Below are 20,511 nucleotides of genomic sequence, written 5' to 3' on the forward strand. Positions count from 1 at the left end.
GGATTCTCTCCTCAGTACGAGAACGGCCAGGTGCGCCAGTAGTTGCGGACGCGGACCCAGATGCCGAACAACCCTCGTGGCTCGACGATGAGGAACACGATGATGAGCACGCCGTAGAGCACGGCTTCCAGCTGGAAGACCGTGAACGCGCCGGTCGCGTCACCACTGATGAACGGCAGCACCGTGGGCAGTTCCCTGGTGATGCGTGGCAGCAGAGTGATGAAGAGCGCGCCCATGATCGCTCCGGAGATGGTGCCCGCGCCGCCGATGAGCACCATCGCGATGTACTGCACTGACAACAGCAGGCTGAACGAGCCGGGATCGAAGAACCCGTTCACCACGAACAACAACGCGCCCGCGACACCCGCGTAGAACGAGGACACCGCGAACGCCAGGACCTTGTACCTCGTCAGGTCGACGCCGATCACCGACGCGGCCAGGTCCCGGTCCCGCACCGCCGCGAACGCCCGCCCGACGCGCGATCGCACCAGGTTCCGCGCCAGCACACCGAAGATCACCAGCAGCACGAACATCAGCAGGTACAGCTGCTGTGCCGCCGTGAACAGCGCGCTGTCCTGGTCCAGCCGCACCCCGAACAGCTCGGGCACGGCGGCGGGCCGGCCGACACCGGGCCCGCCGGTCAGCGACGTCCACTCCCGGAACACGTGCTCCCCCAGGAAGACCAGCCCCAGCGTCACGATCGCGAGGTAGAGCCCCCGCAGCCGCACCGCCACCGGCGCCACCAGGACGCCGAACAACGCGGCCACCAACCCCGAGGCCAGCAGCCAGACCGGCAGCGACGTGATGCCGAACCCGATCACCCGCCCGTCCTCGGGGCCGGACAGCGCCGCGGCCGTGTACGCACCGATCGCGAGGAAGAACGCGTGCCCCAGGGAGACCTGGCCCGCGTACCCCGTGACGATGTTCAGCCCGATCGCGCCGATCGCCGCCACGAACCCGGTGGCGAGCAGCTGCAGCAGGTCGTCGGTGATCATGAACGGCAGGACGAGGGCGAGCACGACGAGACCGCCCGACCACGCGCGTTTGGGACGCGTGTTCAGGAATCCCATGTCCTGCCCATATGAGGTGTACAGCTCAGGACGACCTTTCACAGCCGCTCCACCTCTCTCTTGCCGAACAGCCCGTACGGTCTGACGAGCAAGACGAGCAGCATCAACGCGTACGGCGCGACCAGCCCGAAGTTGGGCCCGAGCCACGGTGCGAAGTCGCCCTGGTAGGTGCCGAAGAGCGACTCGACGACACCGACCGCGAGACCGCCGACCACCGCGCCGCCCAACGACTCCAGGCCGCCGAGGATGATCGCGGGCAACGCTTTCAGCGCCACGATCCAGAGTTGCTGGTCGACGCCCGCGCCCGTGGCCACGAACACGCCGGCCAACGCGGCGAGCCCGCCAGCCAGTGCCCACGACAGCGCGAACACCGATCCGACCGAGATGCCCTGTGCCAGCGCGACTTCCTGGTCGTAGGCCACCGCCCGCATCGCGAGCCCGATCCGCGAGTACCGGAAGAACAGGAACAGCAACGCCGTCACGACCGCGGTCGTCGCGATCATCACGAGGTAGCGCTGCTGCACCTCGGCACCCAGGAAGCTGACCGTGTTCAAGCCCCACGGGTCACCGACCTGCCGCACGTCGAGGCCGATGAACGCGTTGGTGACCACCCTGACCACGACGTCCACGCCGATGGTGATGATCGCGACCACGAACACCGGTTTGCCGACCATCGGCCGCAGCACCGTGCGTTCCACGCCCAGCGCCAGCACCGCGATCACCACGGCGGCGACGAGAACAGCCCCGAGGAACGACACCGCGGGCGAGAGGTACGAGACCAGCACCGCGCCCGCCAGCATGAACGCCGGCTGCGCGAAACTGATCACCTGCGTCGACTTGTAGATGATCACGAAGCCGAGCGCGAGCAGTGAGTAGATCGACCCGGTGCCGAGACCCCGGATCAGCGACTGGAGAAACTCATCCATACATGCTCTCCACGAGGTCGTCGAACATCTTGCCCAGCGCGGATCTCTTGACCTTCTGGGTCGCGGTCAGCTCGCCGTCCTCGTGGTCGAGCTCCTTGGGGAACATCCGGAACTTCTTGATCTGCTCGACCGTCGCGAACTTGCCGTTCGCCTCGGTCACGATGCCCTGCACCAGTTCCAGGACCTCGGGTTTCTCCGACAGGTCCCGGTAGGTGGTGTAGGTGATCCTGCGTTGCTGCGCCCAGTGGCCGACCGTCTCGTACTCGATGCCGATCAACGCCACGAGGTAGGCCCGCTGGTCGCCGATCACCACGGCCTCCTTGATGTACGGGGAGGTCTTCAGCGCGTTCTCGAGCTCGGACGGCGCGATGTTCTTGCCGCCCGCGGTGATGATGATGTCCTTCATCCGGTCGGTGATCTTCACGTGCGTGCCGTCGACCCACTCGCCGACGTCACCGGTGTGCAGCCAGCCGTCGTCCAGGACTCGTCGCGTGGAGTCGGGATCCTGCCAGTAGCCCGCGAACGTGCCGCCGTGCCTGGTGAGGATCTCGCCGGTCTCCTCGTCGATCCGGAGCTCGGTGCCGGGCTGCGGTTCGCCGACCGTGCCGATCTTGACCCGGCCGGGCCGGTTCCCCGTTGCCACGGCGGTGTTCTCGGTCATGCCGTAGACCTCGTGCATCGGCACCCCGATGCCCATGAAGAACTTCAGCACGTCCGGCGCGATCGGCGCGGCTCCTGAAGCCGCGTACCGGACGTGCCGCATGCCGATGCGGGCCTTCAGCGCACGGAAGCAGAACAGCCAGCCGAGCGCGTAGATCAACCGGCTCTTGCCCGTGTGCTTACCGCCGTTGTGCACCAGCGTTTCGCCGATGACCTCGGCGCGTTTGAGCCAGAACCGGGTGGTCGTGCGCTTGAGCCAGGACGCGGACGAGACGCTGATCGTGACGCCGGCCAGCACCTTCTCCCAGATGCGGGGCACGCCGAACAGGATCGTCGGCTGCACCTCGCGCAGGTTCGCCTGCACCGTCTCGATCGACTCGGCGAAGTGCACCTGCACGCCGCTGGCCGCGCTGAACCACGTCGTGAAGATGCGCTCGGCGACGTGGCACAAGGGCAGGTAGGACAGCGTGACGTCGGCGGAGGACGGTGGCGGCGAGGTGAACCCGCCGCCCTCCACCAGCACGTGGACGGCGAACTCGACGTTCGCCACGGTGAGCATCGCGCCCTTGGGCGGCCCGGTGGTGCCCGAGGTGTAGATCAACGTCATGACGTCGCCGGGTTCGACGGCCGCCATGCGTTCGGTGAGCTCACCGGGGAACGAGTCGCGGTGCTGGGCGCCCAGCGCCAGGAAGTCGTCCCAGGCCAGCAGTTTCGGGTTGTCGTAGCGACCCTTGATGCCGCGCGGCTCGACGTAGACGATCCATTCGAGCTCGGGGGTGTCCTCCAGCACCAGCAACGCCTTGTCGACCTGCTCCTGGTCCTCGGCGATCAGGATCCGCGAACCCGAGTGGGACAGCAGGTAGGCGACCTCGGACGCCGGGTTGGTCGGGTAGAGCCCGACGGTGATGCCCCTGGCGGCGACGATGCCGAGGTCGGCGTAGAGCCACTCGCGCCGGTTCTCGGATCCGATCGCCACCCGCTCGCCCGGCTGCAGGCCCAGCGCGAGCAGCGCGTGGCCGACCAGTTCGACGTTCGCCCAGTAGCCGGACCAGGTGACCTCCTGCCAGATACCGAAGTCCTTGGCCCGCAGGGCGATCTGGTCAGGCGTGTGCTCGGCCCTGTTCTTCACGCGCGTGACGACGGTCGTTGTTGTCATGGCGTCACGCTCTTGTGCTGCTCGCCGAGGTACGCGCGGATGACGTCGGGGTCCTGCTGCACCTCCGCGGGCGTGCCGGTGCGGATGGGGCGGCCGAAGTCCATGACCATCACGCGGTCGGCCAGGTCCATCACGAGACCCATGTCGTGCTCCACCATGATCATCGCGATGTTCAGCTCCTCCCGGACGTCGAGGATGAACCGGGCCATGTCCTCGGTCTCCTCGACGTTCATGCCGGCGACCGGCTCGTCGAGCAGCAGGAGCTTCGGCTCCATGGCCAGCGCCCTGCCCAGCTCGACGCGCTTCTGCACGCCGTAGGGCAGCAGGCCGACCGGGTACCGGCGCCACTGCTCCAGTTCGAGGAAGTCGATGACCTGCTCGACCGCGGCCCTGTTCTCCAGCTCCTCGGTGCGGGCCCTGCCGAGCCAGAAGAACGCCGACAGCGCGCCGTACCGCATGTGGTTGTGGCGGCCGAGCATGAGGTTGTCGACGACGGTGAGGTGGGAGAACAGCTCGATGTTCTGGAACGTGCGGGCCATGCCCCGCGCGGCGATGCGGTGCGGCCGCATGCCGATCAGGTCCTGCCCGCGGAAGCGCACGGTGCCCTGCTGCGGCCGGTAGACGCCGCTCAGGACGTTGAAGATGGACGTCTTGCCGGCGCCGTTCGGGCCGATGACGGCGAAGAGCTCACCCTCCCCGACCTCGAACGACACCCCGTCGACCGCCACGACCCCGTCGAACGCGAGCCGGACGTCGGTGACCTCCAGGACGGCGGTGGACGGCGCCTCCGCCGAACCGCGCACGCCGGCGCTCATGACAACCACCGCTTCCTGCGCTTGTAGTGCTTGACCGCACGGAACGAGGAGGTGCCGAGGCCGAGGTAGAACTCGCGGATGTCATCGTCGGCGAGAAGTGCCTCCGCCGGCTTGTCCATGACGACCTTGCCGGTCTCCAGCACATAGCCGTGGTCGGCGATGGAGAGAGCCATGCTGGCGTTCTGCTCGACCAGCAGGACCGTGGTGCCCTGTTCGTTGATCTTCACGACGAGGTCGCGGATCTGCTGGACCAGCAGCGGCGCGAGACCGAGGCTGGGTTCGTCCAGCAGCAGGTAGGACGGTTCCGACATCAGCGCCCGGCCGATCGAGAGCATCTGCTGCTCGCCGCCGGACAGGTAGCCCGCGCTCTGTCTTCGCCGTTCGAGCAGCCGGGGGAACAGCTCGTAGCAGCGGTCCAGGTTCTGCTTGAGCCGCTTCGGCCTCGCGTGGCCACCGACCTTGAGGTTCTCCTCGACGGTCAGTTCGGACAGGATCCGGCGGCCCTCCAGAGCCTGTTTGATGCCCCGGTCCGCGATCTTGGCCGGTGAGAGGCGGTGGATCGGTTCACCGTCGAGCATGATCGAGCCCTTGGTCACCTTGCCGTCGTGCACGTCGAGCAGGCCGCTGAAGGCCCTCATCAGGGTCGTCTTGCCCGCTCCGTTCGCACCGAGCAGCGCGACGACCTTGCCCTGCGGCACCTGCAGGCTCACGCCGCGGAGCACCAGCATCACGTCGTCGTAGACGACCTCGAGGTTGTTCGCTTCGAGCACCAGCGCCTCCTAGGGGCCCCTGACATACCGCGCAGTATGCCGCCCGTGAGACTTGGATCACAGAGCGATTTGACCACTGCGGGCGATTTCGTGATGTGCGGGCCGCAAGCGGTTCGGCACTCTGCGTGACCGTCCAGTGTGGACACAGGTCGGATGTGTAACAGCGCGTCGCTCGGGTACTCACCTTCCGACACCAATCGAAGGAGGAGGTTTCGTGACCACCATTGAGAAGTCGGTGGACGTCCATGTGCCTGTGAGCACGGCTTACAACCAGTGGACCCAGTTCGAATCCTTCCCGGCGTTCATGGACGGGGTCGAGAAGATCGACCAGATCACGCCGACCAGGACCCACTGGACCACGAAGATCGGCGGGGTCGTCCGCGAGTTCGACGCGGAGATCACCGAGCAGCACGCGGACGAGCGAGTCGCGTGGACCACGGTCGACGGGCCGCCGCAGGGTGGCGTGGTGACGTTCCACCGCCTGGACAACGACACGACTCGGGTGCACCTCCAGATGGAGTACTCCCCCGAGACCATCACCGAGAAGGCCGGAGCGGCGCTGGGCGTCGTCGGCCACCGGGTCGAGGGTGACCTCAAGCGGTTCAAGGAGTTCATCGAGAACCGCGGTGCCGAGACCGGCGCCTGGCGGGGCGACGTGACGCCGCCGCCGCAGGTCTGATCGCGGTGCGCGTTGACGCCAGACCAGCACGCGGCGTTTGAGGAACTCGCCCGCATCAGCCGTGACTCGCCGCGTTACTACGTGATGCGGGACCGGCTGGTGCGCGAGTACCTCCCCCTTGCCCGGCACATCGCTCGCCGTTTCAGCGAACGCGGCGAGCCCATGGAAGATCTCGCGCAGGTGGCGGCGGTCGGACTGATCAACGCCATCGACCGGTTCGACGTCTCACGGCAGACGGACTTCCTGTCCTACGCCGTGCCGACGATCACCGGCGAGGTGCGGCGTCACTTCCGCGACCAGTGCTGGGCGGTGCGCGTGCCCCGCAGGTTGAAAGAACTGTGCGATGCCATCGACGGCGCGACCGCCGAGCTCTCGCACCGGACCGGGCGGTCTCCGACTCCCTCGGAGATCGCCCGGCACCTCGGGGTGTCGCTCACCGACGTCTACGAGGGCCTGCGGATCGAGAAGAACATCGCGTTCGCGCCTCTGGACTCACTGGAGAGCTCGACCGTCGACGATCCAGCGCTGGAAGGCGTGGAGATCCACGAGGCCCTGCAGCCGATGCTGCGGGGCCTTCCGCGCCGTGAGCGGACGATCGTGGTCCTGCGCTTCTTCGGCCGGCTGACCCAGACGGAGATCGCCCGCCGCGTGGGCATCTCCCAGATGCACGTGTCACGGCTGCTCACCAAGTCCCTGGAGCAGCTGCGGCACGACTTGCTGGCCGAGGAGTGAAATGAGCGAGCGGGAATGTCCGGTTCTGGCGATACTGGGGTCATGAACCGGTTGCGGTGGCCCCAGAAACTGGCGATCGGCACTGGCGCCCTGCTTGTGCTCTGGGGCGTGGCCGGGTTCTTCGTGACCGGTCTCTCGTCGTTCGCGGGTGAGGCGGACACGTGGGTCCTGGGCCTGCGCGTCAACCCGCTGCAGAACGTCATCCACCTGGTCTTCGGCGCCGCCCTGCTGTTCGCGGTACCGCGCCTGAAGGCGCTGACCGGAACCGGATTGCTCGTGGCGGTGCTGTTCCTGGTGATGTTCGGGCTGGGCCTGGCCCGCTACGACGGCGAGGTCGTGAACTTCCTCAACGTCAACCCCGGCTCGAACGCGCTGCACCTCTTCGCCGGCTTCGCCTCGCTGGCGGCGGCGCAGGGGGCGGCGTGGTGCCGCCAGTGCGACCGCGCCGCCGCCGTCAAGCCTGCTTGAGCAGCTTCCGCACCGCCCGTTCCGGGTCGCCCCCGTTGATCACCCGGCCGTGCTCGAACGCCTCCACCAGGCGCGGGTCCACGTAGGACTTCCTCGCCACGGACGGCGTGTTGCCGAGGTCCTCCGCGACCTCCTTCATGACCGCGCTGACCGCCCGCTTCGACGGCTTGCCCCGTTCGCGCAAGGCGTGCGCGAACGCCTGGGCGGCGAAGACCGTGGCGTGCCAGGTGCGCAGGTCCTTCACGCTGAACTCGTCGCCGACCAGCTCGCGGAAGCGTTCGTTGACGTCGTCCGCGGTGAGGTCGAAGACGCGGCAGTCCGGCGTCCGGTCCCGCAGCAACGACCGGACGGCCCCGGCGAGCGCGCGATCGGTGATCTCGTGGTCCACCTGGACGCCGTGCTTGGCGGGGAACCGGAAGCGCACCCGGTCGCCGGTGACCGAGAGGTGTTCGCAGAGCAGGGTCGCGACGCCGTGCGTCCCGTTCTCCTCGGCGTACTCCTCATGGCCGACGCGGAAGACACCGAGGTCGAGCATCCGCAGCGCGATGGCGAGCAACCGCCTCCGGCCGCGCGTCCTCATGTCCTTCTCGATCTGCTCGCGGAACCTGCCGAGCTTCGGGGCGAGCTCCAGCACGCGGGCGAACTTCTCCGTGTCGCGGTCGGCCCGCCACTTGTCGTGGTAGAGGTACTGGCGACGCCCGGCGTCGTCGTACCCGACGGCCTGGATGTGGCCGTTCGGGTGCGGTGAGATCCACACGTCCCGCCAGGCGGGTGGGATCACGAGGGCCTTCACCCGTTCGACGTCACTCGCGGACAGCGCCCGGCCGTCGCCGTCGAGGTACCGGAACCCCTTGCCCTGCCTGCGCCGCGTCCAGCCTGGACCTGCGGTGTTGCTGCGCCGCAGTCTCATCTGGCCACCCCGGGATTGATCAGCATGGAGAGCGGGTACCCGCTCTCCGATGAATCACTACACGGTCGGTGTGGAACAGGAGTTCCTGCTCGTGGATCCCGATTCGCGGCGGCCGGTGGCACTGGCACCCCGCGTCCGGGAGATCTCGCGCGCGCCGGGAGACCTCGACGTGCAGGGTGAGCTCACGCCGTTCCAGATCGAGATCGCCACCGGTGTCACCTCCTCGTTCGACGAGCTGTCCGAGCAGGTCCGGCTCGGCCGCCGGGTGCTCGTGGACGCCGCGGACGAGGCAGGGTGCCGGCTCGTGGCGACGGGCATGCCGCCGATCGGCGAGGCCGGGCCCCCTCCCGGATCGGATGACCCCCGCTATCACCGGATCGAGTACTCCCATCGACGGCTCGTCACCGGAACGGGTGCCTGCGGACTGCACGTCCACGTAGGTGTCTCCTCGAGTTCCGAGGCCTTGGCGGCGTCGAACAAACTGCGTGCGTGGCTGCCGACGTTGCTGGCTCTGAGTGCGAACTCCCCGTACTACCAGGGAGAGGACACCGGGTACGCCAGCTGGCGGTCGATGGTGTGGTCGCGCTGGCCGGTGAGCGGACCGCCGCCGTTCTGGCACGGCCCCGACGACTACGACCGGACCGTCGAGGCGCTGATCAGCTCGGAAGCGTTGATGGACAGGGCGATGGTGTACTGGGACGTCCGCCCGTCGGCCGATCATCCGACCGTTGAGGTCCGCATCGCCGACATCCCGCAACTGGCAACGGAAGTCGCGGTCCTCGCCGAGTTGGTCCGGGCCCTCGTCGTGACGGAACCCTCCGAACAGCGGGTGGACGATTCCGTGCTGCGAGCGGCATATTGGCGGGCGTCGCGCGACGGGGTCGACGGACTGGCCGCCGATCCACACACCGGAAAACTCTCCCCCGCGTTCGACCGGGCAGTGTCGCTCGTGGAGCACGTCGAGGTCGCACTGCGCGATCGTGGCACTCTGTCTACTGTGGAGCAGCAATTGGACTGGTTGCGCCACAACGGCTGCGGAGCCGCCCGGCAACGACGCTGCCCGGACCCCGAGTCCCTTGTGGACATGCTGATCGCCCGAACGCGTGAGGAAACCTGATGCGCCTCCCCGCTCCCCGCGGCCACATGAGCTCAGCCCTGGTCGCAGCGCTGCGCCTGCCGCCCCCGCCGCGGCCCGCGCTGCTCGTCAGCGGCGGCACCAGGGAAGCCTGGCAGGACGACGACCTGCAGCTGTCGCTGTGGATCTGCTACGAGCTGCGGATGCGCGGCTTCGACGACGTCGCCACCGGCTGGGAGGACCACCCGGCGCTGGCCCAGTTCCACGCGGCGCTGGAAGCCCGCTGGGAGGGGGCGCTCCGGTCGTTGACCGAGGTCACCTCACCCGTCGCGCTGTCGGACGAGGGGCTGGCGGAACTGCGCCGCCACCAGGCGTTCTGGCAGCCGCGCAGCGAGATGCGCTCGGTGCTGCGCGACATCCAGGGCGACGCCTACGGCACGCGCTCCGAACACACCCATTCGGTGCTGTTCACCGTGACGCTGCGTGACCTCGACCCTTTTGCCGGCGTGGACGAGATGCCCGCACCGACCCTCGCGCTGGCGAACGCGCTGTCGTTGTTCGGCCTGCACCGGCGGCTCGTCGGGGCTCTCGTAGGCTTCCTGACGGCGGTCGACACCATCGGCGGTGACCCGTTCGCGCAGCTGCTGCCCGTCCAGTGCCCGCCGGAGGACGTCCGCCTCGGCTTCACCGCGTGCCACGAACTGCACGCCCGCCTCACCCAGCACGTCCACGCTTCCCAGCAGGCAGGCCGCACCTCCTTGAGGGGCCGTCGACCGCCGGTCTCCGGCCGGGTTAACGTGGGGTGCTGACCGCTTACGAAGGAGATCACGTGCCTGACCCCACTGCTCTGGCCACCGTGGTCGTCGACCGGCTCGCCCCCGACGTCGTCGTGCTGCGTGTGTCCGGTGAGCTCGACACCACCTCCAGTGGTTCGCTGACCGGCCCGCTGGACACCCACGTGACGGAAGGCCTGCGAGCCGTCGTCGTGGATCTCGGCGGCGTCCGGTTCCTGGGGTCCGCCGGGCTGGAGGCCCTGGTCCTGGGACAGCAGCGCGCGTCGAAGGCCGGCGTCGAGTTCGTGGTGGTGGCGTCGACCCGCGCCGCGTTGCGACCCATCGAAGCGACCGGGCTCGACGCGGTGTTCACCATCGTGAAGTCGGTGGACGAGGCGACGCAGCGCTTCTCGTCCTGATCACCAGGGCGGGTTGCCCGTGGCGTCGAAGTAGCCGCCGGTCGGCCCGTCCTGTCCGATCTGCGCCATCCGCACGATGGCGCCGGTGTCCTGCTCGACGGCGTTGATCCGCATCTGTGGGAACGCCTTCGCGTACTGCACCGTGACGATGTTGACCGCTGCCGCGGACGGCGAGTCCGCGGGGCCGCTGACGTTCACCACGACGGCGGAGGCGGACCGTTCCAGCAGCGGCAGGTAGGTCTGCAGGACGCGCGCGGTGCTCTCGACGGCGCCCTCGAACGTCTCCTGCGCGGCTCCGCCGGTGTTGACGAGCACGTCGAGCGAGTCCAGGGACTCGGCCGAGGCGCCGTCGAGTGGCGCGAACCGGACGGTGTGGCCGGCGCGGACGAGTCGGCGGGCGATCTCCGCGTCCTCGTCCGCCCCGGTGATCAGCACTGCAGCCATGCATCCCACGATAGTGCTGCGGTCGCGGCACACTCGTGCAACTTGATCTTTATGAGGGGAGCTTTCATAAACCTCAGGTTTATGAAAGCTCCCCTCATCAACCACGGACGCGTCACAAAGAGCGCGCAACCCTGCGGCTACGGACAGGACCAGTGGCGACATGCCTAGTCCTGGCCGATGTCCTCGTACCAGAGCTCCGGGCGTTCGGCGATGAACGTGGTCATCAGCTCGACCAGCTCCGGGTCCTCGACGACGGTGATCCCGACGCCGTGCTCCGCCAGCCAGTCGTGGCCGCCGTGGAACGTCGTGGCCTCGCCGATCAGGACGTGCGAGATGCCGAACTGGCGGACCAGGCCGCTGCAGTACCAGCACGGCGACAGGGTCGTGACCATCGTCGTGCCGCGGTAGCTCCGCTGGCGGCCGGCGTTGCGGAAGGCCGACGTCTCCGCGTGCATCGACGCGTCGTCGTCCTGGACGCGGCGGTTGTGGCCCCGGCCCAGCAGACGGCCGTCGCCGTCGAAGAGTGCCGCGCCGATGGGGATCCCGCCTTCGGCGAGTCCGATCCGCGCCTCTTTGACGGCGACGGCCAGCATGTCCTCAGCATTCATGCGTTCGACGCTACTTCGTCTTGAACAGCTTCACCGTCCATCGACGTGCTGCTCTGGCGAGACCCTTCAGGCCGACACTGGCGGCGGGCAGCTTCACGCCCGCGCTGGGCTTCTCGGCGAACCAGAACTGCTTCGTCTCATCGGCGGCGCGGCTGCGCAGCCGCGCCGCGGACGTAGGACGCCTTGCCGTTGACGTCGTGTTCGTAAGGTTGTCGGCACGTCTGCGAAACAGACGGCCCAGCTCCTTGCGGCGGAACCGCGTGCGGGCGCTCGCCGAGCTGCGCGGTGCTGGGTCGCGATCACCAGACCAGCAGGTAGGGCTCCTTGAACACCGCGGTCCGATCCTCGTCCGGCAAAGCTGCGGCGATGTCGCCGGCGTACGTGGACGAGGCCGAGCATCGCCCGGTACGCGTCGTCACCGCCCGCGCGGAGTTGTTCGTGCCAGCGGACCACGCACTCGGCGACGACGACGCCGGCCGCGTGCTCGATCACCTCAGCCAGGTCGTGGTCGCCGGTCGAGGTGACCCAGCCATCTTTCACACGCACACGCAGCTCGTCGTTCCCCACAGCGGCGAGCAGGTCGTCGTCCCACTCGAACAGCACGCCGCCGGGCATCTCGATCTCGCGCATCGGGCCGTAGCCGGCCAGCGCCTCCCGGACCCGTTGCACGAGGGTCACTTCGGCGGCAGCGCTTCCACGAACTCGCGGCACCGCGCGATCCACTCCTCCAGCGCCTCGTCCTCCGCCACGGCCTCGCCGTCGACGACCACCCAGCCGTTCATCGGCCGGCCGGTGAAGTCGAAGACGCGGGCGCCCGGCTGGGCCAGCGCGTCGGCCTGCGCCTCCGGGCCCACGCGCGCTATCAGGTCGGAGCCCAGAGCTCCTAGCAGCATGTTTCCCCGCCACAGGAACACCAGGCTGCCGAACATCTTCTTGGTGTTCAGGTCCGGGAGGTCGCCCAGCGACTCGCCCAGGCGGTGGGCCAGGCCCTCGTCGTACGCCATGCGCTGAATACTGTCTCAGCGAGTTGCCAGGCGCCTCTCAGATTCGTGTGGCTTCATGGACGTACAGGACACAAGGAGGCCATCTTGTTCGGCTTGGTCGGCTGGCTGCTCTATTGGCTCTTGACGTTGTTCATCCTCGTGATGATCGGCCGGATGATCGTGGACTGGGCGGTCACCTTCCAGGCGCGCGGCGACTGGGTGTGGAAGGTGCGCCGGGTGACCCACGGCGTCACCGAACCGGTGCTGGCGCCGGTGCGCAAGGTGTTGCCGCCGGTGCGGCTCGGCGGGTTCGGGCTCGACCTGGCGTTCACGCTGGTGTTCATCGCGGCGCTGATCCTCAGGTCGGTCGTGTCGTGAGGACGCCTGGGTTGAGCAGGCCCTGAGGATCCAGCGCGGCCTTGGCACCGGACAGGGCCGCGCCGAAGACGTCCGGCCGTTGGCGCGTGTACCAGGGCATGTGGTCGCGGCCGACGGCGTGGTGGTGCGTGATCGTGCCGCCTGACGCGATGAGCGCCTCGGAGACCGTGGCCTTGATCTCGTCCCACTGCGCGGTGAGGCTGCCCCAGCGGCCCGGCGCGTAGACGCCGTAGTACGGCGCGGGGCCGTCCGGGTAGACGTGGGTGAAGCGGCACGTGACGATGCCGATGCCGCACACCTCCCGCAACGCCCTGGTCGCCGCCTCCGTCACGGCCGCGTGCAGTCCGGCGAAGCGATCCCAGGTGCAGGCCGTCTCGAACGTCTCGGTGATCATCGCGTGCTGCGCCATCGCGTCCCGCTGATAAGGCATGCGCAGGAACGACTTCCGCCACTGCCGCGCCGCGCCCTCGACGACCTCGCCGCCCCCGCAGAGCTCCAGCGCCCGCGCGAGCTTCGCGTCGACCGGGTGGTCCGCGGACTCGAAGGCCAGCACCAGCACGGCCTGCGCCGAGCCGGCGTTGAGGAACGCCTCCGCCGGGTCCAGCAGACGGCAGTTCGCCGGGTACAACCCGGACTGCGCGATCAGCCGCGTCGCCTCGACGGCCCGTTCCCACGACGCGAACCGCACCGAGGCCCCGGCCCGATGCACGGGCGGCTCCTGCAGGCGCATCCAAGCCTCGGTGATCACGCCCAGAGTCCCTTCGGAGCCCAGGAAGAGCCGGTCCGGCGACGGCCCCGCACCCGATCCCGGCAACCGGCGCGACTCGCTGATCCCTTGCGGCGTCACGACCCTGAGCGACTCGGTCAAGTCGTCAACATGCGTGTAGAGCGTGGCGTAGTGGCCGCCCGCACGCGTGGCGAGCCAGCCGCCGAGCGTCGAGAACTCGAACGACTGCGGGAAGTGCCGCAACGTCAGGCCGTGCGGCTTGAGCTGCGCCTCCAGCGACGGCCCCAGCACCCCCGCCTGGACGCGGGCGGCGCGGCTGGCCGGGTCGACCTCCAGCACCCGGTCCAGGTGCTGGAGGTCCATCGTCACGACGCGGTCCAGGTCACGCGGCTCGACGCCACCGACCACGGAAGTGCCGCCACCGAAGGGAATCACCGCCACGTCGTTCGACCCGCACCAGTCCAGCACGTCGACGACGTCCTGCTCGGTGCGCGGCCGGGCTACGGCATCGGGCAACGGCCCGACGTCACCGGCGAGGTTGCGGGTGACGTCGCGGTAGGCCTGGCCGCGGGCATGTGCGAGCCGGTCGACCGGATCGGTCGAGTAGATCTCGCTCGGCTCGATCCGGGAGGCGGGCAGGTCGAGCGCGGCGGGGTCCGGCGGCGAGTGGAACGTCAGGTCCGCGTCCGGCAGCACCGCCCGGACCCGTTCGACCAGCGCACGGCGCTCATCCGGGGTAACGGCGTCCTCGACGTTGCCCCAGCCCCACCACGACCTCGTTGTCATGACGCGCAACCATAAGCGAAACTCAGGCGTTCTGGAATGGCCCGAAGTCGTCGCTCTTGGCCGACGCGAGGAAGGCTTCCCAGCCCGGCTGGGACAGCGGGATGTGAGTGGCAGGGGACTTGCTGTCCCGGACACCGACTCCGGCACCGATCTCCACGCAGTTGTCGCCGTCAGGGCTGTAGCTGCTCTTGCGCCACACAGTGGCCTCCTCAGGAGACGATGTCGGTGATCAATCGCCTCGATCCTTCCGCATCAAGCGCCACCGCATCGAGCGCCGTGAGGATGTTCGTGTAGAGGTCGAGCGTGGCCTTGTCCTCCAGGAAGATGCAGGAGTTGTTCGTTTCCAGGTAGACGATCGGCGACAGCTTCTCGAACTTCATCACCTTGAACTCGCCCATCGTTCCGGGATGCGCGCCGATCGCGGTGGGCACGACCCGGATGTGGATGTACGGCCGCACCGACATCCGCAACAGGTGATGGAGCTGGTCACGCCACACCGATTCGCCGCCGACGGGAAGCTGCAACGCCTGTTGGTGCACGTAGAAGGTGAAGTTCCGCCGCTCTCCGAGCACCCGCTGGCGCTCCACCCGCGCCTTGACGCGCTGCTCGACCTGCTCCGGCTTCTTGATGGTGGGCCATTGCCTGATCAGCGGCCTCATGTACTCGGGAAGTTGAAGCAGACCAGGGACCAGTGCCAGGTGCCAGCTCACGATCTCCTTCGCCACGTCCTCGTGCTCGAAGAGCGTGCGCAGCTGGATGGGCAGGTCGGCACCGTAGAACTGCCACCACCCCTTCTCCCTCGACACCTTCAGCAGGGCCATGAGGTGGTCGAACTCCTCCTCGGTCACCCGGCACAGGCCCAGCAGCCGGGCGAAGTCGATCTCGCTCACCCCGCCCTTGCCCGTGAGCAGGTCCGAGAGCTTTTGCGGATCCCAGCCCAACAACTCGGCTATGGCGCGGTGCGACATACCCGTCGAATCGACTACTGCGCGGACTCCCGCTCCGAACTCGCGGCCGCGCACAGTGGAGGCTCTTGCTGGCATGGCAAGGAAAATAGGGGCGGTTCCGGGTCGTCAAACACCGTTTGGGGCCAAGACCAACCGAAGAGATGGTCGATGGAGACCCTCCATCACCCCGCGCCGAAGCACACGAAGCCGACGGCAGCCGCGTAGGCGGCGTCGTCCACCGCGGCACGCTGCACCGCCGCCAAGGCCTCGGCCGGAGCCATCCCGGCAGCCAGCTTCTGGTGCAGCTCCACCATCACCGGAGCCGTGCCGTCGGTGGGCACCGGCACGACAGGCGCGATCAACGTCCGCGTGCCCAGCCCGAGAAGCGCCGCGGTGAACCCCATCAACTCGTCGCCCGGACGAACGGCGGACTGACCGGTGTCGCACGCCGACAGCACCACCAGCGTCGGAGGGCGGCGCAGGCGTTCGATGTCGTAGACGGTCAACGGCCCGTCGGCCAGTTCCAAAGCGGAGAACAGCGGGTTGTCGACGCGGAACGAGCCGTGGGCGGCGACGTGGGCGAGCGCGGCACCGTCCATCGCGGACGCCACGGCGCTCACCGTCGCCTCGTCACCGACCAGGACGCGGCCCGGCACGTGGGCGCTGATGGCCTTGATCTCGTCGGGGGCGGCGGCCATGCGCGGGCCCGCGGCCAGCACGGCTTCGCCCGAGGCGTCCGGCACCGACGTGGCGCGCAGCCAGACGGAGGCGGACGGCGCGACCGTCACCTGGCGGTTCAGGACCGCCCACGGCAGGCCGTTCAGCGCGCCGGTGGGCACGACGACCAGCGGACGGCCGTCGATGCGCGGGGCCAGCGGGTCCAGCAGGCGGCGGGCCAGCAGTGCGGCGGCGTGGGAGGCCGACGAGCGGGCCACGGCCAGGTTCGGCAGGTTCGGCGGCAGGGTGACCAGGCGGTGCAGGGCGAAGCGGAGCAGGCGGATCTCGCGGACCACGCCCTCCGCGGCGCCCAGGGAGTGCAGGGAGGCGCGGCCGCCGGCCAGGACGACGGCCATCAGCGTGCCGTCGTCCTCCACGAACTCGATCAGCGCCGACGAACCCAGGGCGGTGACCAGGGACGGGACCGACGGCGGCTTGAAGACGGAGACCTCGCCCGACACCTGGCGGGTCAGGTCGCGGACGCGTTGCTCGGCGCGCACCAGCTTCACGCGCAGGGCACCCGCCGGTTTTCCGGCCAGCACAGCGGATTCCACGTCCGCCGCCACCGCGCGCAACGACGCCAGCGCGTCCTCCAGGCGCGGGTCGTCGGGGGGCGACACGGACTTCATCCGCAGCGCGCCGGCGCGCCAGCTCTCGGTCCACGACAGCACGCGTGCGGCGTTGCCGGAGGCCACGGCCAGCCGCAGGCCCTCCAGCGCAAGAGCCTGGCCCTGCACGCCCGCTGAGGCGCGCAGCTCGGCGGCGCCCAGGGACACCCGGTACTCGTCCAGCAGGCCGATGCCACGCCGGAGAGCCGAAGACGTCCCCCGGACGTCACCGGAGAGCTTGCGGCGCAACGCTTCCGCGTACCAGCCGCGCACGCGCAGACCGGCCGGGCCACGCAGTCGCGCGGCAGCCGCCACCGACAGCTCGGCGACCGCACGCGCGCGGTGGCCCAGGTCCGCGGCCACCAGGCCCGCGTCGATGCGGGCCTCCAGCGCGGGCAGCCGCCAGTCCATCGCGTCCAGCTCGGAGGCGACCCGCGACAGCGCCAGGCGCAACGGACGCGAGCGGTCGCCGCGCAGCACGGCCGCGTGCAGCTCCAGGTAACGCGCGCCGGCCGCCCACAGCAGGCGTTGCTCGCGGCGGAACCGGCGGCGCGCCTCGGCGGCGAACCCGTTCGCCGCGTCGGGGTCGTCGTCCAGCAGGGCGATGCGGGCGCGGAAGTACAGGGCCTCCGAGACGCCCAGCGGGTTCTTCAGCGCCTTCAGCTCGGGGATCGCGCGGTCGGCCGCGGCGCGGGCCTCGTCCAGCAGCGGCACCGAGACGAGCAGCTCCAAGCGGTTGACCAGCAGCACCGGGCGCATCACGTCGAGGCGGCGGTACACCTCCTCCGCCTTGTCGAACAACGTCAGCGCGGCGGGCACGTCGCCGCCGCGCGTCGCCATGATGCCGGCGTTCCAGTGCACGTCGGCGACGCCGAGCTCCTGGCCCAGCTCCCCCAGCAGCGAGGCCGCCAGCGAGAAGTCGGCCGACGCCTCACGCATGTTCCCCACGTACGCGCGCACGAGGCCGCGGTTGTTGAGAGCGCGCGCCTCGACCAGCCGGTCCCCCACTCGACGCGCACCGGCGATGGCCGCCGTGTAGTCGCGCTGCGCGTCGTCGTACCGCGTCAGGTAGTGGAAGACGACGCCGCGTTGCATCAGTGCGGCCACCGAGTCCGCGCCCGTCAACTCGGGCATGGCGTCGTCCAGCAACGTCAGCGCGGCCTTCTGCTTGCCCGTGTAGGCGAGCACCCACGCCAGGCTCATCTGGGCCAGCGCGGACAACCGGGGCAGCGACGCCTCCGAGGCGATCCTGATCGAGCGGCGGAGGTGCCGGGCCGCGCCGGGGAAGTCGTGCATCTCCCGCAACGCGAGGCCGATCGCGCGCTCGGCGATCGACCATTCCGAACGATCTTCCGTCGCGCGAAGGACAGCGCGGGCCATCTCCACGGCCGCGCGCGGGTTGCGCTGCCTGGCCTCCAGCGCGTCCTCCGCACAAAAGTCGGTCACGGCAACACTTTATCCGCTGTGGTAGCTTGATCAAGCTCGGTCGGGGTGTCCGTCAACGCTGCTTTAGTGAGGCCGTGGTGTCGAAAACGCCAGAAAGCGCGGAGCTTTACCAAAGAGCTTTCCTGCAGCTCATCGCCGAGGACAAGACCATCAGCTTCCACGCCGAACGCGGGCGTGAATTCCTTTATCGACCCGGTCAGCTGCTCGTCGCCGCCGAAGACCAACAACGCGTGGTCGAAAAGCTCCGGGAAAACAACATCATCGCCCGGCCGGGCGAAGGATTCGCCGGTTTGGCGCGATTGACGTTGCCGAACAACGCGGAGGACATTCCCCGCATTGTCCGCCTGCTGCGCGACCAGCGGAACTGGCCGAACGAGCGCGTGCCGCTCGTGCAGCCGCACCACGTGGTCGTCGGTCACGGCGGTCTCGTCATGGGCAACCCCGGCGACCGGCCCCACCCGGCCGACCCCGTCTCGGCGCCGAAGTTCGACGAGCGCCTCAAGGACGTCCGCGTCGGCATCGTCGACACCGGTATCTCCTCAGGCGCCGACAGCGAGCACTCCGACTGGTTCGACGGCCGCTACGACAAGGAGACCGACGACATCGACGCCGCCTACAGCAGCGGCGACAACTTCGCGCTGCAGGGCGGCCACGGCACGTTCGTCGCGGGTGTCATCCAGAACGCGGCGCCCGGCGTCACGTTCGACCCGGAGGCCGGCCTCGACCCGAACGGCTTCGGTGACGAGGAACTGATCTGCCGCAAGATCACCGAGCTGGGCCGTAAGAAGATCAACGTGCTCAACCTGTCGCTCGGCTGCTTCACCGCGGACGACGTGGCCTCGGAACCGTTGCGGCGCACCATCGAGGCGCTGCCCGAGGACATCGTCGTGGTCGCCTCCGCCGGCAACCAGGGCACGCAGCGTCCGAGCTGGCCCGCCGCGCTGTGCGGGGTCACCGCCGTCGCCGCCGCCCAGCAGGAACGGGACGGCTCGATCGGTCCCGCCTTCTACTCGAACTGGGGCCACTGGGTCGACGCGTGCGCGATCGGCAACCGGGCCTCGACCTACCTCAAGGGCGAGTGGCACCTGCCGGGTGAAGCCGCGGCTACGCCGTTCGCCCTGTGGGCGGAGTGGTACGGCACGTCGTTCGCCGCTCCCCTGGTCACCGGCCGGATCGCCGCCACCATGGTCTCGGACGGCATCGACGCACGTCAGGCACGTGACAAGCTGCTGACCGGGCCGGAGTTCCACACCGGCTACGGAGTTTTCGTCAAATAGTTGTATCTGCGAGGCAACCCCGGCCTCCGCCAGTTGTGACCGCAAGGAGTCGACGTGAGTTCTGCATCCCCGATCGCCGCGCTCGTGAGCGCGGCGGCCGAGGGCGATCAGTCGGCGTGGAACGAGATCGTGGACCGTTACACGCCGCTGGTGGTGTCGGTGATCTACAAGCACCGGCTGCGCCCAACGGACGCGGCCGACGTGAACCAGACGCTGTGGCTTCGGCTCGTGGAGCAGATCGGACGACTGCGCGAGCCGGAGGCACTGCCGGGCTGGATCATGACGACCACCCGCAACGAGTGCCTGCGCGTGCTGCGCGTGCAGCAGCGGACGCACCTCTACGACCCGTTGTCCGAATCCGACGCGCTGGAGTCGGAGCAGGTGGACGCGGACGTGGAGGCGGACCTGCTGGCGGTGGAGCGGCGGCAGGCGTTGCGCGACGGGTTCGCCGACCTCACGGACCAGTGCAAGCGGTTGCTGCAGAAGCTGATGACGGACCCGCCGCCGAGCTACCAGGTCGTGAGCGAGGAGCTCTCGATGCCGGTCGGCAGCATCGGCCCGACGCGGATACGTTGCCTGGAGAAGCTGCGGAAGACCCCTGCGCTTTCAGCGTTCCTGGGATCTCCGGCGAAGAGAGGAGGTGTGCTGGGTGCGGCACGACTGGGACAGTGACGAAGTACTGCTCGATGCCTTGCGCGACGCGTTGAGCACACCCCGGGACGACGTTCCACCGGAGTTCGTGGAGGCCGCGAAGGCCGCGTTCACCTGGCGGAACATCGACGAGGAGCTGCTGCTCATCACGTCGTACGACTCGGTGCTGGACGACACGCTCTTCGCGCGTGCCCGGTCCACGGCCACCGCGCGGCAGCTGGTGTTCGACGCGGACGGCGTGATGCTGCAGGTCGAGGTGTCCGCGGCGGGGGTCACCGGTCAGCTGGTGCCGGCGACGGGCCCGGTCACGCTGGTGACTCCGAACGGCGACCACGAGACCGCCGTGGTGGACGAACTGGGGATGTTCGTCATGGGGGTCGCGCCGCGAGGACCGGTGAAGTTCCGGTTCGCAAGTGGTTGCACCGACTGGTTCATCCTCTGACTCACATTCTTGTGACGGCGTATTTCATTCGTTCGGCCCACATC

At 68.9% G+C, this 20,511-nt stretch carries 25 protein-coding genes; 10 read left to right on the forward strand and 15 right to left on the reverse strand.

Annotated features, from left to right (window positions below):
* Positions 1–11: 11 nt before the first annotated feature.
* The 5 genes from LX88_RS36920 to LX88_RS36940 are packed head-to-tail and all read right to left on the reverse strand — an operon-like array spanning position 12 to position 5,400.
* On the reverse strand, positions 12–1,070 hold the full coding sequence (locus LX88_RS36920) for a branched-chain amino acid ABC transporter permease (RefSeq protein ID WP_258952397.1): 1,059 nt from the start codon (positions 1,068–1,070) through the stop codon (positions 12–14).
* A 38-nt stretch (positions 1,071–1,108) separates the two neighbouring features.
* A complete protein-coding gene (locus tag LX88_RS36925; protein ID WP_258952398.1) occupies positions 1,109–1,996 on the reverse strand; it encodes a branched-chain amino acid ABC transporter permease in 888 nt (295 codons plus the stop codon).
* Positions 1,989–3,812, reverse strand: coding sequence for an AMP-dependent synthetase/ligase (locus tag LX88_RS36930; RefSeq protein ID WP_258952399.1), 1,824 nt, complete (start codon positions 3,810–3,812; stop codon positions 1,989–1,991). The genes LX88_RS36925 and LX88_RS36930 overlap by 8 nt, the downstream gene beginning before the upstream one ends.
* Positions 3,809–4,627, reverse strand: coding sequence for an ABC transporter ATP-binding protein (locus LX88_RS36935; protein ID WP_258952400.1), 819 nt, complete (start codon positions 4,625–4,627; stop codon positions 3,809–3,811). The genes LX88_RS36930 and LX88_RS36935 overlap by 4 nt, the downstream gene beginning before the upstream one ends.
* On the reverse strand, positions 4,624–5,400 hold the full coding sequence (locus LX88_RS36940; RefSeq protein ID WP_372511499.1) for an ABC transporter ATP-binding protein: 777 nt from the start codon (positions 5,398–5,400) through the stop codon (positions 4,624–4,626). Before LX88_RS36940 ends, LX88_RS36935 begins: the two co-directional genes overlap by 4 nt.
* A gap of 211 nt (positions 5,401–5,611) precedes the next feature.
* On the opposite strand from LX88_RS36940, the gene LX88_RS36945 reads away from it, so the two are divergent.
* From LX88_RS36945 to LX88_RS36955, 3 genes are read left to right on the forward strand one after another with little or no spacing between them, the layout of a single operon-like run.
* Positions 5,612–6,076, forward strand: a complete 465-nt coding sequence (locus LX88_RS36945; RefSeq protein WP_258952401.1) for an SRPBCC family protein — start codon at positions 5,612–5,614, stop codon at positions 6,074–6,076.
* A 12-nt stretch (positions 6,077–6,088) separates the two neighbouring features.
* Positions 6,089–6,808: a SigB/SigF/SigG family RNA polymerase sigma factor gene (locus tag LX88_RS36950; RefSeq protein ID WP_258952402.1), complete on the forward strand. Its 720-nt coding sequence runs from the start codon at positions 6,089–6,091 to the stop codon at positions 6,806–6,808.
* A gap of 42 nt (positions 6,809–6,850) precedes the next feature.
* Entirely contained in the window at positions 6,851–7,276 is a 426-nt protein-coding gene (locus tag LX88_RS36955) for a DUF4383 domain-containing protein (RefSeq protein WP_258952403.1), read from the forward strand.
* Here LX88_RS36955 and LX88_RS36960 read toward each other — a convergent pair.
* A complete protein-coding gene (locus LX88_RS36960; RefSeq protein ID WP_258952404.1) occupies positions 7,263–8,186 on the reverse strand; it encodes a DNA topoisomerase IB in 924 nt (307 codons plus the stop codon). The two genes, LX88_RS36955 and LX88_RS36960, sit on opposite strands and share 14 nt — an antisense overlap.
* Positions 8,187–8,235: 49 nt before the next feature.
* Here LX88_RS36960 and LX88_RS36965 point away from each other — a divergent pair, with 49 nt between their 5' ends.
* From LX88_RS36965 to LX88_RS36975, 3 genes are read left to right on the forward strand one after another with little or no spacing between them, the layout of a single operon-like run.
* Positions 8,236–9,303: a carboxylate-amine ligase gene (locus tag LX88_RS36965; RefSeq protein WP_258952405.1), complete on the forward strand. Its 1,068-nt coding sequence runs from the start codon at positions 8,236–8,238 to the stop codon at positions 9,301–9,303.
* Complete coding sequence (locus LX88_RS36970) at positions 9,303–10,070, forward strand: iron-containing redox enzyme family protein (protein ID WP_258952406.1); 768 nt, start codon at positions 9,303–9,305, stop codon at positions 10,068–10,070. Before LX88_RS36965 ends, LX88_RS36970 begins: the two co-directional genes overlap by 1 nt.
* Positions 10,071–10,090: 20 nt before the next feature.
* Positions 10,091–10,453: an STAS domain-containing protein gene (locus LX88_RS36975; protein ID WP_090074058.1), complete on the forward strand. Its 363-nt coding sequence runs from the start codon at positions 10,091–10,093 to the stop codon at positions 10,451–10,453.
* Here the strand turns inward: LX88_RS36975 and LX88_RS36980 are convergent, their stop codons facing one another.
* The 4 genes from LX88_RS36980 to LX88_RS36995 form a co-directional block, all read right to left on the reverse strand.
* Entirely contained in the window at positions 10,454–10,897 is a 444-nt protein-coding gene (locus LX88_RS36980; RefSeq protein ID WP_258952407.1) for a Rossmann-fold NAD(P)-binding domain-containing protein, read from the reverse strand.
* A gap of 164 nt (positions 10,898–11,061) precedes the next feature.
* The gene (locus LX88_RS36985) at positions 11,062–11,505 is read right to left on the reverse strand and encodes a nucleoside deaminase (protein ID WP_258952408.1); all 444 of its coding nucleotides are present in this window, start codon (positions 11,503–11,505) and stop codon (positions 11,062–11,064) included.
* Positions 11,506–11,598: 93 nt separating this feature from the next.
* Complete coding sequence (locus LX88_RS36990; RefSeq protein ID WP_258952409.1) at positions 11,599–12,183, reverse strand: hypothetical protein; 585 nt, start codon at positions 12,181–12,183, stop codon at positions 11,599–11,601.
* Entirely contained in the window at positions 12,180–12,509 is a 330-nt protein-coding gene (locus LX88_RS36995) for a TfoX/Sxy family protein (protein WP_258952410.1), read from the reverse strand. The genes LX88_RS36990 and LX88_RS36995 overlap by 4 nt, the downstream gene beginning before the upstream one ends.
* Before the next feature lie 84 nt (positions 12,510–12,593).
* Between LX88_RS36995 and LX88_RS37000 the strand changes: the two genes are divergently transcribed.
* Positions 12,594–12,866 (forward strand): YggT family protein, encoded by a 273-nt coding sequence (locus LX88_RS37000; protein WP_258952411.1) that lies wholly within the window; start codon positions 12,594–12,596, stop codon positions 12,864–12,866.
* On the opposite strand, the gene LX88_RS37005 is transcribed toward LX88_RS37000, so the two are convergent.
* The 5 genes from LX88_RS37005 to LX88_RS37025 all read right to left on the reverse strand — a co-directional run bounded on the left by LX88_RS37005 (position 12,847) and on the right by LX88_RS37025 (position 18,516).
* The gene (locus LX88_RS37005; RefSeq protein ID WP_258952412.1) at positions 12,847–14,379 is read right to left on the reverse strand and encodes an FAD-binding oxidoreductase; all 1,533 of its coding nucleotides are present in this window, start codon (positions 14,377–14,379) and stop codon (positions 12,847–12,849) included. The genes LX88_RS37000 and LX88_RS37005 overlap by 20 nt on opposite strands.
* 22 nt (positions 14,380–14,401) lie before the next feature.
* On the reverse strand, positions 14,402–14,578 hold the full coding sequence (locus LX88_RS37010) for a DUF397 domain-containing protein (RefSeq protein ID WP_258952413.1): 177 nt from the start codon (positions 14,576–14,578) through the stop codon (positions 14,402–14,404).
* A 10-nt stretch (positions 14,579–14,588) separates the two neighbouring features.
* Positions 14,589–15,422, reverse strand: a complete 834-nt coding sequence (locus LX88_RS37015; protein ID WP_258952414.1) for a helix-turn-helix domain-containing protein — start codon at positions 15,420–15,422, stop codon at positions 14,589–14,591.
* A gap of 86 nt (positions 15,423–15,508) precedes the next feature.
* Entirely contained in the window at positions 15,509–18,097 is a 2,589-nt protein-coding gene (locus LX88_RS37020; RefSeq protein WP_258952415.1) for a CHAT domain-containing protein, read from the reverse strand.
* Complete coding sequence (locus LX88_RS37025) at positions 18,094–18,516, reverse strand: hypothetical protein (protein WP_258952416.1); 423 nt, start codon at positions 18,514–18,516, stop codon at positions 18,094–18,096. Before LX88_RS37025 ends, LX88_RS37020 begins: the two co-directional genes overlap by 4 nt.
* On the opposite strand from LX88_RS37025, the gene LX88_RS37030 reads away from it, so the two are divergent.
* The 3 genes from LX88_RS37030 to LX88_RS37040 are packed head-to-tail and all read left to right on the forward strand — an operon-like array spanning position 18,478 to position 20,467.
* Positions 18,478–19,374: a S8 family peptidase gene (locus LX88_RS37030; RefSeq protein WP_258952417.1), complete on the forward strand. Its 897-nt coding sequence runs from the start codon at positions 18,478–18,480 to the stop codon at positions 19,372–19,374. The two genes, LX88_RS37025 and LX88_RS37030, sit on opposite strands and share 39 nt — an antisense overlap.
* A gap of 54 nt (positions 19,375–19,428) precedes the next feature.
* Positions 19,429–20,046 carry an RNA polymerase sigma factor gene (locus LX88_RS37035; protein ID WP_258952418.1) on the forward strand — a complete coding sequence of 206 codons (618 nt, stop codon included), beginning with the start codon at positions 19,429–19,431 and terminating at the stop codon, positions 20,044–20,046.
* Positions 20,024–20,467: a hypothetical protein gene (locus tag LX88_RS37040; protein ID WP_258952419.1), complete on the forward strand. Its 444-nt coding sequence runs from the start codon at positions 20,024–20,026 to the stop codon at positions 20,465–20,467. The genes LX88_RS37035 and LX88_RS37040 overlap by 23 nt, the downstream gene beginning before the upstream one ends.
* Positions 20,468–20,511: the final 44 nt, after the last annotated feature.

Source organism: Lentzea californiensis, from assembly GCF_024648825.1.
GTDB classification, from domain to species: Bacteria; Actinomycetota; Actinomycetes; order Mycobacteriales; family Pseudonocardiaceae; genus Lentzea; species Lentzea californiensis.

What these genes read in the sequence shown, in the direction of transcription:
- LX88_RS36930 (WP_258952399.1), bottom strand. Translation starts at nt 3,812, where the DNA reads ATGACAACAACGACCGTCGTCACGCGCGTGAAGAACAGGGCCGAGCAC.
- LX88_RS36980 (WP_258952407.1), bottom strand. Translation starts at nt 10,897, where the DNA reads ATGGCTGCAGTGCTGATCACCGGGGCGGACGAGGACGCGGAGATCGCC.
- LX88_RS36960 (WP_258952404.1), bottom strand. Translation starts at nt 8,186, where the DNA reads ATGAGACTGCGGCGCAGCAACACCGCAGGTCCAGGCTGGACGCGGCGC.
- LX88_RS36920 (WP_258952397.1), bottom strand. Translation starts at nt 1,070, where the DNA reads ATGGGATTCCTGAACACGCGTCCCAAACGCGCGTGGTCGGGCGGTCTC.
- LX88_RS36970 (WP_258952406.1), top strand. Translation starts at nt 9,303, where the DNA reads ATGCGCCTCCCCGCTCCCCGCGGCCACATGAGCTCAGCCCTGGTCGCA.
- LX88_RS36955 (WP_258952403.1), top strand. Translation starts at nt 6,851, where the DNA reads ATGAACCGGTTGCGGTGGCCCCAGAAACTGGCGATCGGCACTGGCGCC.
- LX88_RS36935 (WP_258952400.1), bottom strand. Translation starts at nt 4,627, where the DNA reads ATGAGCGCCGGCGTGCGCGGTTCGGCGGAGGCGCCGTCCACCGCCGTC.
- LX88_RS37015 (WP_258952414.1), bottom strand. Translation starts at nt 15,422, where the DNA reads ATGCCAGCAAGAGCCTCCACTGTGCGCGGCCGCGAGTTCGGAGCGGGA.
- LX88_RS36995 (WP_258952410.1), bottom strand. Translation starts at nt 12,509, where the DNA reads ATGGCGTACGACGAGGGCCTGGCCCACCGCCTGGGCGAGTCGCTGGGC.
- LX88_RS36925 (WP_258952398.1), bottom strand. Translation starts at nt 1,996, where the DNA reads ATGGATGAGTTTCTCCAGTCGCTGATCCGGGGTCTCGGCACCGGGTCG.
- LX88_RS37005 (WP_258952412.1), bottom strand. Translation starts at nt 14,379, where the DNA reads ATGACAACGAGGTCGTGGTGGGGCTGGGGCAACGTCGAGGACGCCGTT.
- LX88_RS36965 (WP_258952405.1), top strand. Translation starts at nt 8,236, where the DNA reads ATGAATCACTACACGGTCGGTGTGGAACAGGAGTTCCTGCTCGTGGAT.
- LX88_RS36985 (WP_258952408.1), bottom strand. Translation starts at nt 11,505, where the DNA reads ATGAATGCTGAGGACATGCTGGCCGTCGCCGTCAAAGAGGCGCGGATC.